At 75.6% G+C, this 14,491-nt stretch carries 14 protein-coding genes; 8 read left to right on the top strand and 6 right to left on the bottom strand.

Annotated features, from left to right (window positions below; translation table 11 throughout):
* Positions 1-42 precede the first annotated feature (42 nt).
* Positions 43-663, top strand: a complete 621-nt coding sequence (locus H4O22_RS07195; RefSeq protein ID WP_182526331.1) for a calcium-binding protein — start codon at positions 43-45, stop codon at positions 661-663.
* Here the strand turns inward: H4O22_RS07195 and pknB are convergent.
* On the bottom strand, positions 660-2,687 hold the full coding sequence (gene pknB / locus H4O22_RS07200; protein WP_244963143.1) for a Stk1 family PASTA domain-containing Ser/Thr kinase: 2,028 nt from the start codon (positions 2,685-2,687) through the stop codon (positions 660-662). The genes H4O22_RS07195 and pknB overlap by 4 nt on opposite strands.
* Positions 2,688-2,811: 124 nt before the next feature.
* On the opposite strand from pknB, the gene H4O22_RS07205 reads away from it, so the two are divergent.
* Complete coding sequence (locus H4O22_RS07205) at positions 2,812-3,180, top strand: Rv2175c family DNA-binding protein (protein WP_182526333.1); 369 nt, start codon at positions 2,812-2,814, stop codon at positions 3,178-3,180.
* 9 nt (positions 3,181-3,189) lie between these two features.
* On the opposite strand, the gene H4O22_RS07210 is transcribed toward H4O22_RS07205, so the two are convergent.
* A complete protein-coding gene (locus tag H4O22_RS07210; protein ID WP_244963144.1) occupies positions 3,190-4,257 on the bottom strand; it encodes a polyprenyl synthetase family protein in 1,068 nt (355 codons plus the stop codon).
* A 76-nt stretch (positions 4,258-4,333) separates the two neighbouring features.
* Here H4O22_RS07210 and metF point away from each other — a divergent pair, with 76 nt between their 5' ends.
* The gene (gene metF, locus H4O22_RS07215; RefSeq protein WP_182526335.1) at positions 4,334-5,233 is read left to right on the top strand and encodes a methylenetetrahydrofolate reductase [NAD(P)H]; all 900 of its coding nucleotides are present in this window, start codon (positions 4,334-4,336) and stop codon (positions 5,231-5,233) included.
* 11 nt (positions 5,234-5,244) lie between these two features.
* Here metF and H4O22_RS07220 read toward each other — a convergent pair whose 3' ends face one another.
* Both H4O22_RS07220 and H4O22_RS07225 read right to left on the bottom strand, forming a co-directional pair.
* Entirely contained in the window at positions 5,245-6,552 is a 1,308-nt protein-coding gene (locus H4O22_RS07220) for a phytoene desaturase family protein (RefSeq protein ID WP_182526336.1), read from the bottom strand.
* Between the two features lie 46 nt (positions 6,553-6,598).
* Positions 6,599-7,072, bottom strand: coding sequence for a YbaK/EbsC family protein (locus H4O22_RS07225; protein ID WP_182526337.1), 474 nt, complete (start codon positions 7,070-7,072; stop codon positions 6,599-6,601).
* A gap of 54 nt (positions 7,073-7,126) precedes the next feature.
* On the opposite strand from H4O22_RS07225, the gene H4O22_RS07230 reads away from it, so the two are divergent.
* The 5 genes from H4O22_RS07230 (at position 7,127) to H4O22_RS07250 (ending at position 10,844) form a co-directional block, all read left to right on the top strand.
* Positions 7,127-7,627 (top strand): hypothetical protein, encoded by a 501-nt coding sequence (locus tag H4O22_RS07230; protein WP_182526338.1) that lies wholly within the window; start codon positions 7,127-7,129, stop codon positions 7,625-7,627.
* Between the two features lie 131 nt (positions 7,628-7,758).
* Positions 7,759-8,214 (top strand): SAV_6107 family HEPN domain-containing protein, encoded by a 456-nt coding sequence (locus H4O22_RS07235; protein ID WP_182526339.1) that lies wholly within the window; start codon positions 7,759-7,761, stop codon positions 8,212-8,214.
* 56 nt (positions 8,215-8,270) lie between these two features.
* Positions 8,271-9,002 (top strand): class I SAM-dependent methyltransferase, encoded by a 732-nt coding sequence (locus H4O22_RS07240; RefSeq protein WP_182526340.1) that lies wholly within the window; start codon positions 8,271-8,273, stop codon positions 9,000-9,002.
* A gap of 12 nt (positions 9,003-9,014) precedes the next feature.
* The gene (dinB, locus tag H4O22_RS07245; protein ID WP_280530188.1) at positions 9,015-10,256 is read left to right on the top strand and encodes a DNA polymerase IV; all 1,242 of its coding nucleotides are present in this window, start codon (positions 9,015-9,017) and stop codon (positions 10,254-10,256) included.
* A gap of 132 nt (positions 10,257-10,388) precedes the next feature.
* Complete coding sequence (locus H4O22_RS07250; protein WP_182526342.1) at positions 10,389-10,844, top strand: DUF3040 domain-containing protein; 456 nt, start codon at positions 10,389-10,391, stop codon at positions 10,842-10,844.
* 8 nt (positions 10,845-10,852) lie between these two features.
* On the opposite strand, the gene H4O22_RS07255 is transcribed toward H4O22_RS07250, so the two are convergent.
* Both H4O22_RS07255 and H4O22_RS07260 read right to left on the bottom strand, forming a co-directional pair.
* Positions 10,853-13,240, bottom strand: coding sequence for a transglutaminase TgpA family protein (locus tag H4O22_RS07255; protein WP_182526343.1), 2,388 nt, complete (start codon positions 13,238-13,240; stop codon positions 10,853-10,855).
* On the bottom strand, positions 13,237-14,490 hold the full coding sequence (locus tag H4O22_RS07260; protein ID WP_182526344.1) for a DUF58 domain-containing protein: 1,254 nt from the start codon (positions 14,488-14,490) through the stop codon (positions 13,237-13,239). Before H4O22_RS07260 ends, H4O22_RS07255 begins: the two co-directional genes overlap by 4 nt.
* Between the last annotated feature and the right edge of the window lies 1 nt (position 14,491).

A 14,491-nucleotide genomic window follows, 5' to 3' on the forward strand; every position in this document is an offset into this window, starting at 1 on the left:
CCGGGCCCGCCGGGGCGTCTGGCTTGTCTCGCGGCAGCGGGAGTGCTGGTCGCCTCCGCTGCTGCGGCGATCGTGGTGCAACCGAGCGGGACCCAGGCCCTGTTCACCTCCCGGGCCCCGATGCAGACCAACACCATCGTGGCCTGGGCTCCCGAGGTGCCGGCTGCCTGCACCGGCTCCTACGTCGGCGTCGTCTACGGCACCCGGGGAGACGACGTGCTGTTCGGCGGCACCCGCGCCCAGGTCATCCTGGGGCTCGGCGGTGACGACACCCTCCACGCCGGCAACAGCGGCGACTGCCTCGTCGGCGGCGGGGGGAACGACCGGCTGTTCGGCGCCAACGCCAAGGACATCCTGCTCGGCGGTCCCGGCAACGACCACCTCGACGGCGGCAACGCCAAGGACTACCTCGACGGCCAGGAGGACGTCGACGTGTGCGTGGGCGGCAACGGCAAGGACACCGTGGTCGGCTGCGAGCCGGTCCCGGTCGCGGCGGCCGTCCCGGCACCCGTGCCTCAGCCCGCGCCTTTGCCCTCCGCACCCCTGCCCTCCGCACCCGTCGAGCAGTCCCCGGCCCTGGAGCCACCGGCGCCGACGAAGCCGACGAACCCGGAGCCGTCCGTCCAGCCGACGCCGGCTCCGGAGGCCGTGCCGACCCCCTAGATGATCGTGAGGGTGACGGTGCTGCCCTTCGGGACCATCTCGCCGGCCCCGGGGTCGCTGGAGAAGACGTAGCCGAGGCCGAGGTGGGCGTCGGACTCGCGGGTCTCCACCTCGAAGCCGAGGTCCTCGAGCTGGTCGCGGGCCGCCTCGACGCCGGCGGCGCGGACGTTCGGCATCTCCACCAGCTCGGGGCCGAGGGAGACCGTGAACGACACGCTGTCGCCGCGGAAGAGGGTGCCGCCGACGGGGTCCTGCCCGATGACGTCGCCCTGGGGGACGGCGTCGGAGTACTGCTCGTCGGTCACCGTCGGCACCAGCCCGCGCGCCTCGAGCTTCTCCGCGGCCCGGTCGTAGGGCTTGCCGACCCAGTCGCCCACCGGCCGCGGCCGGCGGCCCTGGCTGACCACGAGGTCGACGTTCGCCCCGCGGCTGAGCACCTTCCCGACGTCGGGCTTGCTGGACAGGACGACGCCCTCGGGCACCTTCTCGGAGTACCGGGGGGTGGAGGTGCCGTACGACAGGTTCAGGTCGGCGAGCTCCGCCTTGGCCTGGTCCTCGGTGAGCCCGGCCAGCTTCGGCAGCGTGTACCGCTCCTTGCCCAGGGAGACCGTGATCGTCACGGTGTCGCCGTCGAGCACCTGCGCGCCGGCGCCGGGGTCGGTCGCGATCACCACGCCCGCCGGCACCGTCTCGGAGTACGCCGGGTCGCCGACCTCGGCCTCGAGGCCGGCGGCCTCGAGCTTGTCGACGGCGGCCGCCTCGCGGAGGCTGACCACGCCCGGCACCGCGGTGTAGCGGCCCGAGCCGAACCACCAGGCGCCGGCGCCGATCCCGCCGGCGAGCAGCAGGGCGACGAGCAGCAGCACGAGGCCGCGGCGAGAGCGGTGGGGACGACGGGGCGCGGCCGGCTCCGGCGACCGGGGCGGCGGAGCCGAGCCCGGGGCCAGGGCTGTGGACGGCGCCGGCGGCGCGGGCGGGTCGAGCACGCGCCCGAGCTGCTCGGCGTCCCAGATCTCGGGGGAGGTGTCGCCCGGCCGCCCGAGGAGCAGGCGGGCGGTGGGCTCGGGCCCGTCCGCCACGGGGGACCGTGGCAGCAGGTCGGCGGTCAGGTCCTCGTCGTCGCGCACGCCGTCGGCCAGCGCCTGCGCGACCCGGTGCACGTGGTGCAGCAGCACCGCGGCGTCCGCGGGTCGTTGCTCGCGGTCCCGGGCCGTGGCCCGGGCGACCAGCGCGTCGACGTACGGCGGGAGCCCGGGGACGGTCGCAGAGGGCGGCGGCACGTCCGCGTGGACGTGCTTGTAGGCGACCTGGATCGGTGACTCGCCCTCGTGCGGCTTGCGCCCGGTGAGCAGCTCGTAGAGGACGACGCCGGCGGCGTACACGTCGGCGCGGGCGTCGGCCCGGCCGTCGACGACGAGCTCGGGCGCGAGGTAGGAGACGGTGCCGATCAGCACGCCACCGGTCGCGGTGTGCTGGGTCTCGGCGCTGACCGCCTTGGCGAGCCCGAAGTCGGCGACCTTGACCCGGCCGTCGTCGGCGATGAGCACGTTCTCGGGCTTGACGTCGCGGTGGATCAGCCCGGCGCGGTGGGCGGCGGCGAGGGCGGAGAGCACCGGCTCGATGAGGGCGAGCGCCCGCATCGGCGACATCGGGCTCTCCTTGGAGATGGTGTCCCGCAGGGTGTGGCCCTCGACGAGCTCCATCGCCAGGAAGACCACGCCGTCGTCGTTGCCCTGGTCGTGGACGGAGACGACGTTCGGGTGGGAGAGCCGGGCCGCGGCGCGGGCCTCGCGCACGAACCGGGCCGCGAACTCCTCGTCGTCACCGAGACCGGGGTGCATCACCTTGACGGCGACGGTGCGGTCGAGCCGGATGTCGGTGGCCTCGTAGACACTGGCCATGCCGCCGCGGGCGACCCGCGCCCCGACCCGGTAGCGGCCGTCGAGGAGGCGGCCGGTCAGGGGGTCGGCCGCGGCACCTCCGGGCGCGCCGATGGGCGCACGGGTGTGCCCGTTCGACGCCACAGCGACCCTCCTGCGACCGGATGGGGAAGGATCCGGAGCCCCAATCCTACGGTCGTGGCCCGTCCGCGCCCGGTTCGTGCGTCCCCGGCGTGGCGCACGGCGGCCCGCGTGGGAAACTCGGGGCATGACCGACCGACTCGCCGACGCCGACCTCGACGCCCTGGTCCCGGAGTGGCTCGACTGGGCGGCCGCCGCCCAGCAGCTGGGGGTCACGGTCGCCAAGGTCAAGACGATGATCCGCGACCACGAGCTGGCCGCCGCCGTCCCGCGGCCCGGCGCGGGTCAGCAGGTCCCGGCCGCCTTCATCCAGGACGGCCTGGTGGTCAAGGGGCTGCCCGGCCTGCTGACGATCCTCCACGACGGCAAGTACGACGACCGCGAGTGCATCGCGTTCCTCTTCACCGACGACAACTACCCGGGCCGCCCGATCGACGCCCTCCGCGAGAACCGCGGCTCGGAGGTCAAGCGCCGCGCGCAGGCGATGGCGCTGTAGCGGCTCCGCTCACACCACGCGCTGGGTAGCCGCCGAGGCGAGCTCCTCGAGCACCTGCACGGCGTCCGGGTCGAACGGCCCGCGCCGCAGCGCGGCCACGGCGGTCTCCGCCAGTTGCTCGATGACCGCCTCGACCTGGGCATGCGCACCGGAGTCGGCGATCACCCGCCGGAGCTCGGCGACCCGGGCCTCGTCCAGGGGGGTGCCCAGCGAGCGGTCGAGGAGCGCGGCGTCCTCGGGCGAGGCGCCGTCGAGCGCCAGCGCGACCAGGACGGTGCGCTTGCCCTCGACCAGGTCGTCGCCGGCGGGCTTCCCGGTCGTCGCCGGGTCGCCGAAGACGCCCAGCAGGTCGTCGCGGAGCTGGAACGCCTCGCCGAGCGGCAGCCCGAACGCGGTCAGCGCCGCGAGCGTGGCTGCGTCCGCCCCGGCGAGCGCAGCCCCGACGTGGAGCGGCCGCTCGACGGAGTACTTCGCGGACTTGTAGCGCAGCACGGTCATCGCGGTGTCGACGTCGGCCCGGCCACGGGCCTGCACGGAGACGTCGAGGAACTGGCCCGCGATCACCTCCGAGCGGCAGCGGTCGAAGACCTCCAGCGCGGGCGCGACCTGGGCGAGCGGCAGCCCGCAGCGCCGCAGCAGCTCGTCGGACCAGCTGAGCAGCAGGTCGCCGAGCAGGATCGCCGCAGCCGCGCCGTACTGCTCGGGGTCGCCACGCCAGCGCGCGCCGCGGTGGGCGCCCTCGAAGCCGCGGTGGCTGGCCGGACGGCCCCGCCGGGTGTCGGAGGCGTCCATCAGGTCGTCGTGGACGAGGGCGCTGGCGTGCAGGAGCTCCAGCGCCGCGCAGGCCCGGACCAGGGCGGCCTCGTCGGCGGGCGGGGCGACCGCGAGGTGCCCCCACCAGCAGAACGCCGCGCGGAACCGCTTGCCGCCGGTGACCACCCCGCGCGCCTCGGCCAGCAGCCGCTCCGCGTCGTCCCCGAGCGGGGCCAGGCCCGCGGCCTGCTCGTCGAGGAAGTCGTCGAGGGCGGCCTGCACCCGGGCTCCGAATCCGGCGCCGTCCCATCCGCTGAGCGTCACCCCACTGAGCGTAGAGGGCCTCCCGAGGGCCGGACGATTCGGTGCCGGAGCGGGGTCCGATCCTAGACTTCGAGCCATGGCACCCGACCGACCCGACCGCGGCCGCAGCATGGCCGACCTGATCGCGGAGGGGGAGCGGTCGTTCTCGTTCGAGTTCTTCCCGCCCAAGGACGCGGCCGGTGAGGAGCAGCTCTGGCGGGCGATCAGCGACCTGGAGCCCTACCGCCCGTCGTTCGTCTCCGTGACGTACGGCGCCGGCGGCGCGACCCGCGACACCACCGTGCGGGTCACCAGCCGGATCGCCCACGAGACCTCGATGCTCCCGGTCGCGCACCTGACCTGCGTCGGGCACACGCGGGCGGAGATCGACGGCATCCTCGACACCTACGCAGCGGCCGGCGTCAACCACGTGATGGCGCTGCGCGGCGACCCCAGCGACGGCCCGCGGGCGCCGTGGACGCCGACCGAGGGCGGGCTGACCTACGCCAGCGAGCTGGTGGAGCTGGTGCGTCAGCGCGGGGACTTCCGGATCGGCGTCGCGGCCTTCCCGGAGGGCCACCCGACCGCCGAGTCCCTCGACCACGACGCCGACGTGCTGGTCGCGAAGGCCCGCGCGGGGGCGGAGTTCGCGGTCACCCAGATGTTCTTCCGCGCCACCGACTACTTCGGGCTCGTCGAGCGGGTGCGCGACCGCGGCGTCGACCTGCCGATCCTGCCCGGCATCATGCCGATCCTGAACCTCAACGCGATCCGTCGCCAGGGCGAGCTGATCGGCGCCGACGTCCCCGCCGAGGTCGTCGAGCGGATCTCGGCCCACGACGGCGACCCCGTGGCGCTGCGGGCCGAGGGCATCCGCGTCGCCGCCGAGCTCTGCGAGGAGCTCCTCGCCGGCGGTGCGCCGGGCCTGCACTTCTACACGCTGAACCGGTCGAAGGCGACGCTGGAGATCTTCGCCGCGCTCAACGTCAGCGCGTAGTCACCGGGTCGTCACCGGGCAGCCGGCCCGACCTCCTGCGCGACGAGCGCGGCCGACAGCCCCACGAACGGCAGCCCGGCGCCGGGGGTGGCGTGCGCGCCCGCGGCGTACACGCCCTCGATCGGGGTCCGCGGCCCGAGCCGCCGGCGCACGGTGGAGCGGCCCTGCCACAGGACGCCCAGCGGCGAGCCGTGCCAGCCCTCGACCAGGTCGCGCGGGCTGCGGTCGACGCGGGTGACCAGCTGGGAGCGCAGGTCGACGCCGTGCCGGGCCAGCGCCCGCAGGATGTCCTCGGCGAGCCGCCCGCGCCCGTGCACGGTCACGGCCGTGCACCCGGCCGGCGCGGTGCCGCCGGTGCGCACGACGAGCATCGGGTCGCCGTGCAGGACGATCTCGGGGGGCAGGTCGGGGAGCTCGCCCTCGACGCCGACGTGGCTGACCACCGGCGGGAGCGCGGGCATCGTGCGGGCGACGTACGGCGCGAGCGCGGGCAGCAGGCGCGGGTCGATGGCGCAGACCACGACGTCGGCGTCCAGGGTGCCCTCGGAGGTGCTGACGGCCACCACGCGGCCGCCGCGGACGACGAGGTCGTGCACCGTCGTCGAGGTGAGCACCTCCACCTTGCGGGTCGCCAGGCGGTCGCCGAGGACGGTCCCGAGCCGGGCCATCCCGCCCGGGACGGTCCAGGCGTCGAACCGCTGCTCGAGGTAGGCGTGCAGCCCGGCCCACGCCGGCACGTTGCGCAGGTCGTGCCCGGCCGCGACGAACGGGTGGCCGGCGAGGTGGCGCAGCCGCTCGTCCTTGAACGTCCGGCGCAGCCGGGTGTGCAGGCTCTCGCGGCTGTCGAGGCGTGCGGCGACCTTGCGCGGCAGCGCGTCCGGCGTCCACGGGACCTCGAGGTAGTGCCGCCGCAGCACCTCCCAGTCCTCGGTGTACGACGCGACGTGGTCGACCCAGCGCTGGCCCAGTCCCGGCCCGAGCTCCTCGATCGCCGCGAGCTGCGCGCCTCGGGTGCCGCCCGGCAGCCGCACCCGGCTCCGGTCCTCGAACTGGTGCACCCGCACGACGTCGAGCGCCACCAGCTCCAGCTCGCGCTCCAGCGGGCGGCCGGACTTGCGGAACAGGTCGCGCAGCACCGCCGGCAGCAGCGTGGACGTCGGGCCCGCGTCCCAGGTGAACCCGTCGGCCTCGACGCTCGAGAGCGCGCCGCCCAGCGATGCCGACCGCTCGACCAGGGTCACCCCGTGACCCAGCTTGGCCAGCCGCGCGGCGCTCGCCATCCCGCCGAACCCGCCGCCCACGACCACCACCCGCGCCATGGCTGGACCCTAGGCCTCCGGGGCGAGCACGAGGACCCCGAGGTGGTCAGGCCACGTCGATCTCGACCGCGCCGGTCATCGCGAGCAGCTCCTCGACCGTGGTCGAGAACACCGCGGCCGGGTGTCCGGCGGCCGCCCAGACGACCTCGTGCCGGCGCAGCCACGGGTCGAGGTACGTCGGCACCGGCGCCGGGTGGCCGATGGGGGAGACCCCGCCGATCACCTGCCCGGTGTGCTCGCGCACGAACTCCGGCGTCGCGCGCCGCAGCGACCCGACGCCGACCGCCGCGGCGGCCTTCGCGGTGTCGACCCGGTGCGCCCCGGAGGTGAGGATCAGCACGGGGGAGCCGTCGGCGTCGAAGAGCAGGCTGTTGGCGATCGCGCCGACCTCGCAGCCGAGCGCGTCGGCGGCGAGTGCGGCCGTGTGGACCGAGTCCGGCAGAATGACGACCGCACCGGCGCCCCCGCGTCGTGCGTGCTCGTCTCGGAAGCGTGTGATCGCGGGGTGCTCGGACGCCATACTGCGACCCTAGCCAGCCCAGCGGGTCGGTGAGGCCCCGTCGAAAGGACACCCATGCCCCGGCAGCAGCCGACCTCGGTCACCCGCGCGACCCAGGTACTGACGGCGCTGGTCGTCCTCGGCGGCGTGGCCGCCGTCCTCACCGTCTTCCTCGAGGACGAGCTGGTGCGCTCCTGGGCGGAGGGCAACGCGTCGGTCCGCCGGACCTACCGCGCCGGGGGCCTCGAGGCCGTCGAGGCGAGCTCGGTCCAGATCCCGGCCTTCGTGCCGGTGGCCCTGGTCCTCTTCGCCACCATGGCCGGCCTGGCGTGGGTGCTCGACGTGTTCTTCCGGGCCGGGCACGAGTGGGCGCGGATATCGCTCGTGGTCCTGATCGGGTTCACCGCGATCGGCACCGTGGCGGGCATCCAAACGGGCCCGCCGACCGTGTTCGTCGTCTTCTCGGTCGCCTCGCTCGTCCTCGAGGTGGTCTACCTGTGGTTCCTCCTCCACCGCGACACCACGGCGTACCTCCACGGCGTGGACGCGCCCGCGCCCGCCGACGCGTCCCGCTGATCTCTTGACGTCCTGTCGGCACCCGGGTGTAACGTAGGCACCAGTTCGAACACACGTTCGAACCGTCCGGCGGGAGCGACCTCGACCCCCGCTCCCGCCGGGCCTGGGGGTCGGTGGCACGAGGAGACGCGATGACCCACCCTGCACCTGCCCCGGCAGCGCCCCACCCCTACGCGCTGCCCGCGACGACCCACTCCTACCTCGCCCGCGCGGCGGAGTCGCTGAGCGAGGCGATGGTGGCCCCCGACGCGCCAACCCGCTACGCCTGCGCCCACGTGGCGGCCCTGCGCTCGGCCGCGGCGCTGCTGGCCGCGCGGGCCCGCCCGGCGCCGGCCCGCCGCCGTCCGCAGAAGAACGCCTGGGTGCTGCTCACCGAGGTGGCTCCCGAGCTCGCGGAGTGGGCGGCGTTCTTCGCTGCCGGCGCCACGAAGCGGGCGGCCGCCGAGGCCGGCTCCACCCGTGCGGTGACCCCGCGCGAGGCCGACGACCTGGTGCGGGACGCCGACCGCTTCCTCGCCGTCGTCGAGCGCGCCCTCGGCCTGGTCCCGCACGCGAGCGTCGACGCGCCGGCGACGCGCGCGGGCTGACGGGAGCCGCCGACCGTGCCGCCGACGTGGCTCCGTGACCCCCTAGGCTGGTCCGCATGCCAGCGACCGACCGACCCAGCGAGCGCCGCGGCGCGGCGCGCACGGCCGTCGTCTGGGAGTCGCTGCGCCCCGTCCTGGACGGCGGGTCCGCGGGCGCTCTCGACGTCCTCGACATCGGTGGTGGCACCGGCGGCCTCGCCGTGCGGGTCGCCGAGCTCGGGCACCGGGTCACCGTCGTCGACCCCAGCCCCGACGCCCTGGCCGCGCTGGGCCGCCGGGCCCGCGAGCAGGGGGTCGAGGTCGCCGGGCAGCAGGGCGAGCTCTCCACGCTGCTCGATGTCGCGGGCCCGGACGCCGCCGACGTCGTCCTCTGCCACGGCGTCCTCGAGGTCGTCGACGACCCCGCCGCCGCCCTCGCGACGCTGGGCGAGGTGCTGCGACCGGGCGGCACGCTCAGCCTGGTCGTCGCCCAGCGGCACGCCGCCGTGGTGGCCCGGGCGGTGGCGGGCCACTTCCAGCAGGCTCTCGCCCTCCTCGACGACACCTCGCCCACCGGGCGGGCCGGGCGCCGCTACACGCGCGACGAGCTCGCCGACCTCCTGGCTGCCGCCGGCCTGGAGACGACCCGGGTCCACGGGGTCCGCGTCTTCGCCGACCTGGTCCCCGGGTCGCTGCTCGACCTCGAGCCGGGCGCCACGGCGGCGCTGGTCGAGCTCGAGCACGCCGTGGCCGAGCGCCCCGAGTACCTCCCGCTGGCGACCCAGCTGCACGTCCTCGCCACCCGCTGACCGGTCCGCCCCGTGACGCCGGGGCCGACGGGATCAGCCGCCAGCACCCCGATCCTGCACGTTGACATGGACGCGTTCTACGCCTCGGTCGCCACCCGGGACCGGCCCGACCTCCAGGACGTGCCGGTGATCGTCGGCGGCGGCCACCGGGGCGTGGTGCTCTCGGCCAACTACCTCGCGCGCGGGCACGGCGTCCGCTCGGGCATGCCCGGCTCCGAGGCGCGCCGGCTCTGCCCCCGGGCGGTCACCCTGGCGCCGGACTTCGCGGCGTTCTCGACGGTCTCGCGGGCGGTGATGGAGACCTTCCGCCGGGTGACGCCCCAGGTCGAGGTGGTCTCCCTCGACGAGGCATTCCTCGACGTCCGGGGCTCCGTGCGCCGGCTCGGCCCGCCGACGGCGATCGCCGAGCAGCTGCGCTCCCGCATCCACGACGAGCAGGGGATCACCTGCTCGGTCGGCATCGCGGCGTCGCTGTCGGTGGCCAAGCTCGCCAGCCGGCGCGCCAAGCCCGACGGGGTCCTGGTGCTGCCGCCCGACCGGGTCGCCGCCTACCTCGAGCCCCTCGACGTCGGGGAGCTGTACGGCGTGGGTGCCAGCACCCGCGCCACGCTGCGGGGGCTCGGCCTCGAGACCGTGGGCGACGTGGTCCGCACTCCGCTCGCGGTGCTCCAGCACCACCTCGGGCCGGGCCTCGGCGCCCAGCTGCGGGTGCTGGCCTCGGGCGCCGACCGTCGGGAGGTGGTGGCCCGCAACGCCGCGGGGTTCGGGGTGGGGGAGCCCGACCGCTCGATGGGGGCCCAGGAGACGTTCGGGCGCGACAGCGCCGACCGCGGCGTCGTGCTGCGCCAGCTGCTCCGGCTCGCGGCCCGGGTCACCCACCGGATGCGCGCCGCTGACAAGGTCGGCCGCACGGTCGCCATCACGGTCCGGTACGCCGACTTCCGCACGATCACCCGGTCGCGCACCCTGCCGGAGCCGACCGACGTGACCCAGGAGGTCTACCGCACCGCGGTCGGGCTCTTCGACGCCGTGGGCGTGTCGCGCGAGCGGCTGCGGCTCGTCGGGGTCCGCGTCGAGGGGTTGGTGCCGCGCGACGGCGTGCACCACCAGCACGTCCTCGGGGAGCCGGACCACGGCTGGGCCGACGCCGACCGGGCCGTCGACCGGGCGCTCGACCGGTTCGGACCGGCCGTCGTCGGACCCGCCAGCCTGCTGTGCCAGGATCAGCGTGCGCGCCGATCGTTTGCGCGGTGACCTGGGCGGGCACCGCGCGAGTGGGAGCAAAATCTCAATCATGCCTACCGTGTTCACGGGGCCCTGCCTAAGATTGAACACACGCCTGGCAGGGGAGCCCGGCTGGCGACCTCGAATCAGTTGGAGGAACCGGTGCCACTCTCGGAAGAGGAGCTTCGACTGCTGGAGCAGATGGAGCGCGCCCTCGTCGAGGAGGATCCCAAGTTCGCCTCCACCCTGCGCGGCACGTCGCTGCGTCGTACCGCCCGCCGCCGCGCCATCGCCGCCGGTGCGGTCTTCGTCCTCGGGGTCTGCGTCCTGATGGCCGGGGCGATCACGAACCTCTGGGTGGTCGGCATCGCGGGCTTCGTCGTGATGCTGGGCTCGGCCACCATCGCGCTCAACGCCATCCGCGGTCAGCAGGCCGCGGCCGCCGCGGACGCCTCCCGCACCGCGGGGCACCCCTCCCACGGGTTCACCGTCATCGACGGAGGCCGCCGCCCGCGCCGTGGCCGCCAGGCCCGTGCCGGCCGCTCGACCTCCGGCTCCTTCATGGAGCGCATCGAGGAGCGCTGGCGCCGACGCCGCGAGGAGAACGGCGGCTTCTGAGCGCCGGCTCAGCCGACGTGGTCGACGACCCCGCCGTGCACGGCCTCGGTGCGACCCCCGGTCGGGCGTGAGGTCCCCGCCGACCGGCGGAACAGCGAGCGCGGCCACCACTCAGCCCGACGACGGGCCCGCGGCGTCGCCCCCGCCTGCAGGGCCGCGACGCACGTCTCCGCCTCCTGCCGCAGCGAGCCCGGGTCGGCGGCGGCGCGCGCGTAGCGCTGCTGCTCGAGGGCGGCCACGATCCGGTCCAGGGCCCGGACGGCGCCGGGGGCCACGTGGGCGCCGGTGGCGGGACGCTCGGCGGGCTCGGGCGAGGGCGTCCCGAGGTGACCCACCAGCCGCTCGCGGGTCTCCCGCGGCGAGCGCCGGTCGGGCCAGGTGACGCCGAGGTCGGTGGCGGTGTCGCGGAGCTCGGCCCAGACCTCCTCCGGGCCGCCGTCGAGGCGACGCTCGCCCCGGGAGCGGCGGACCAGCCGGGGGACCGCCACCAGCAGGACCAGCAACGCGGCCCCGCCGACGCCGCCGGCGACGGCCGGCCACGGGACGCCGCCCGCCTGGTCGCCCTCCTGCTCGGCGGCCGTCTCGGTGGGCTCCGCGGTGGGGACCTTGCTCGCGTCGGGTCGCGGCGCGGCGTCGTTCGAGGGCTCGGCGGACGCGGTGGAGATGCCCGGGTCCTCGCCGCTCCCGACCTCGAAGTCGGTGTAGGACGGTGCGCTCGCCGCACGGTCCGGCGGGGTCGGCTCGAACGGTGTCCAGCCGGCGCCGGGGATGAACAGCTCGGGCCAGCTGTGCAGGTCGAAGGAGCTGTACTCGTAGGTGTCGGGACCGACCGGGTCGGGTGTCAGGAAGCCGACCGCGACCCGCGCCGGGATGCCCAGCGAGCGGGCCATCACCGCCATCGCCGAGGCGAACTGCTCGCAGTACCCCTCGCGGCCGTCGGGTCCCTCGGTGAGGAAGGCGAGCAGGTCGTCGCCCCCGTTGCCGAGGCTGACGTCGAGGTTGTACTCGAAGCCGCCGTCCTCGCGGAACCAGTCCTGGAGGACGACCGCCTTCTCGTAGCGCGACGGGGCGTTCTCGGTGACCGCCGAGGCGAGCTGGCGGACGGCGGGGGGCAGGTCGGCGGGCAGCTCGACGAACTCCTGGGCGACCGCCCCGATCGACGACGGGGCGGCCAGCATCGCCGCCGGCCGGCGGTCGAGCTCGACCGCGGTCATGTCGTACTCCAGGCCTGCGGTGTCGAGGTCCTCGTCGCCTGCGATGAAGTCCATGGTGGCCTCGTCGTAGCGCCAGTCGCCGTCGGCGTCGATCTCGCTCACCGGCGCCTGGGTCGGCAGCCAGGTGGAGTCGAAGGCGTCGGTGATCTCGACCCGGTAGTCGTGCTCCTCGCGCGCCACCGAGTCGTCGACGCCCTCCAGCGCCGGCATCGGGCCGTCCGGGCGCTGGTCGGTGGGGATGTCGCGGTCCCCGGAGGTCCACTCCTCCTCGGAGAACCTGTTCAGCACCGAGATCCGCAGGTAGCGCGGGTCGGGGTCGTCGGTGGTCACCGTGAGCAGCGGTACGTCGTCGTCGCGCTTGAGGTCGCGGCGCATGTCGGTCATCGGGTTGCGCAGGGTGATCTCGTCGTCCGAGCCCGTCCCCGGGCCGAGGTCGACCAGCTGGATGTCGAGGGTCGGGATGGCGAGTGGGACGACGATCGCGAGGGCGGTCGCGACGCCGCCGATGGCGCCGGCGCTGGAGCGTGCGCTGCCGGTGCGGACCTCGAAGGTGCTCGGGTCGGTGAGCAGGGCGTCCTCGCCGAGCGGCCGGCCCCAGCGGGCGACCTGCTCGTTCTCGTGCAGGAACAGCAGGGTGAGGAAGCCGGCGGCGGTCAGCGCGAAGACCCACCACGGGATGCCGGTCTCCAGCATGCTCACCGGGACGGTGAAGACGGCCAGCAGCGGCAGCCCGGCGAGGGGCACCCGCCGGATCGTGCAGGCGAGCAGGTCGACGAGCACCAGGCAGGCCAACCCGCCGGCCACGAGCAGCGGGTCGATGGGAGCGGCACGGGCGGGGACCGGCGGGGCGTAGCGGTTGGCGCTCTGCGCGGCGTCGCGGAAGGCGGCCACCAGGTCGGCGTACCCGGGGCCGACGGGCAGCGGGCTGCCGGTCAGCGACCAGGTCGCCACCAGGGTGCCGAGCACGAGCTGCAGGCCCACGACGACGACGCCGGGCAGGCGCCACCACCGGGCGAGCGCGCCGGTGCCGGCCACGACCACGGCGAGCAGGAGCAGGGGACGGAGGTAGCCGGCGGAGTCGAGGGCGAACCCGCGCCAGGTCAGCATCGAGACCCAGGTCGTGGCCGCGGCCACCGCCGCCAGGAGCAGGGCGGCCGACAGGCTGCCGCGTGCCCGGCTCATCGGGTGCCCGCCCGCTGGGGCGCCCGGGTGCTGGTGCGGGCCAGCTCCTGCCAGACCGACTCGAGCCGGTCCCGGGGCCGGAGCGGCACCGAGCGCCACCCCATCTGGGCGAGCACGGGGGAGGCGCCGCCGGTCCCGGGGCCGGTCCAGGCGTCCACGTCGAGGGCGACGGCCAGCGCCGCGTCGGTGTGGTGCTGCATGCGCCGCAGGACCGGCGCGTCGAACGCCTCGACCGCGCCGAGGACCGCGACGGTCAGGCCGCCGTGCGCCTGCTCGCTGAGCCACCCGGTGTCGAGCCGGGGTGCCTGGACGGGGGCGAGGACCGCGAGCGCCTCGAGCAGGGCCGCGCCGTTGAGGTCCGCGTCGCGCAGGTGCCAGGCGGCGCTCCGGTCCTCGCCGGCCGCGGTGACCAGCCGGACGGTGAAGCCGCGCCGGGTCAGGTGCACGGCGATCGAGGCCGCGGCGGACACCGCGGCCTCCAGCGACGAGGCGATCCCCTGGCCGCGGTGCGCGCGGAGCCGGTTGTCGAGGAAGAGCGTGGCGCGCGACTGCCAGGGCTGCTCCTCGCGCCGGACCATCAGCTCGCCCACCCGCGCGGAGCTGCGCCAGTGCACGCGGCGCAGGTCGTCCCCGCGGCGGTACTCCCGGACCGTCACGTCCTCCGCGGAGCCCGCGGCGAACGCCTTGGGACGGTTGTCGCCCGAGCCGTTCCAGGCGCCGCCCAGCGGGATGCCGGGCAGCGGGACGGTGCGCGGCGTCACGATCAGCGGCACGGTGGTCCGGAACGCGCGGCCGAGCTCGACGAGCCCGAACGGGTCGCTGACCCGCACCGACATCGGACCGATCTCGTAGCGGCCGCGGACGTCGGAGCGCACCTGGTAGCTGACGTGGCGCTTCCAGCCGTGGCCGATCCCCTCCAGCACGAACCGGGGGCGGGTGCCGAGGACGTAGGGGACGTGGTCCTCCAGGAGCAGCACCCCGTTCGGCGTGCGGCCCTCGTTGGTGAGGGTCAGGTTGACCCGCGCGGGCTGGCCGGCGGCGACCAGCTGCGGGGCCACGGTGCGGACCAGGGCGAGCTTGTAGCGGCTGCGCCCGATGACGTACGCCGTGACGAGCGGCAGCGCGAGGACCAGGACGCCGACCCGGGTGAGCGCGGGCTGGCCGAGCACGACGGCGCAGACGACGGCGGTGAGACCGGCGGCGACGAACGCCCGTCCGCGGACGGTCAGGCCGGCGAGCGCCTCGCGCACG

The sequence above is a fragment of the Nocardioides dongkuii genome (assembly GCF_014127485.1).
GTDB lineage: Bacteria > Actinomycetota > Actinomycetes > Propionibacteriales > Nocardioidaceae > Nocardioides > Nocardioides dongkuii.

Bases quoted from the DNA above. Each gene is read 5' to 3' on its own strand.
- H4O22_RS07205 (WP_182526333.1), top strand. From the start codon at position 2,812: ATGACCGACCGACTCGCCGACGCCGACCTCGACGCCCTGGTCCCGGAG.
- metF (WP_182526335.1), top strand. From the start codon at position 4,334: ATGGCACCCGACCGACCCGACCGCGGCCGCAGCATGGCCGACCTGATC.
- H4O22_RS07220 (WP_182526336.1), bottom strand. From the start codon at position 6,552: ATGGCGCGGGTGGTGGTCGTGGGCGGCGGGTTCGGCGGGATGGCGAGC.
- H4O22_RS07225 (WP_182526337.1), bottom strand. From the start codon at position 7,072: ATGGCGTCCGAGCACCCCGCGATCACACGCTTCCGAGACGAGCACGCA.
- H4O22_RS07230 (WP_182526338.1), top strand. From the start codon at position 7,127: ATGCCCCGGCAGCAGCCGACCTCGGTCACCCGCGCGACCCAGGTACTG.
- H4O22_RS07235 (WP_182526339.1), top strand. From the start codon at position 7,759: ATGACCCACCCTGCACCTGCCCCGGCAGCGCCCCACCCCTACGCGCTG.
- H4O22_RS07240 (WP_182526340.1), top strand. From the start codon at position 8,271: ATGCCAGCGACCGACCGACCCAGCGAGCGCCGCGGCGCGGCGCGCACG.
- H4O22_RS07255 (WP_182526343.1), bottom strand. From the start codon at position 13,240: ATGAGCCGGGCACGCGGCAGCCTGTCGGCCGCCCTGCTCCTGGCGGCG.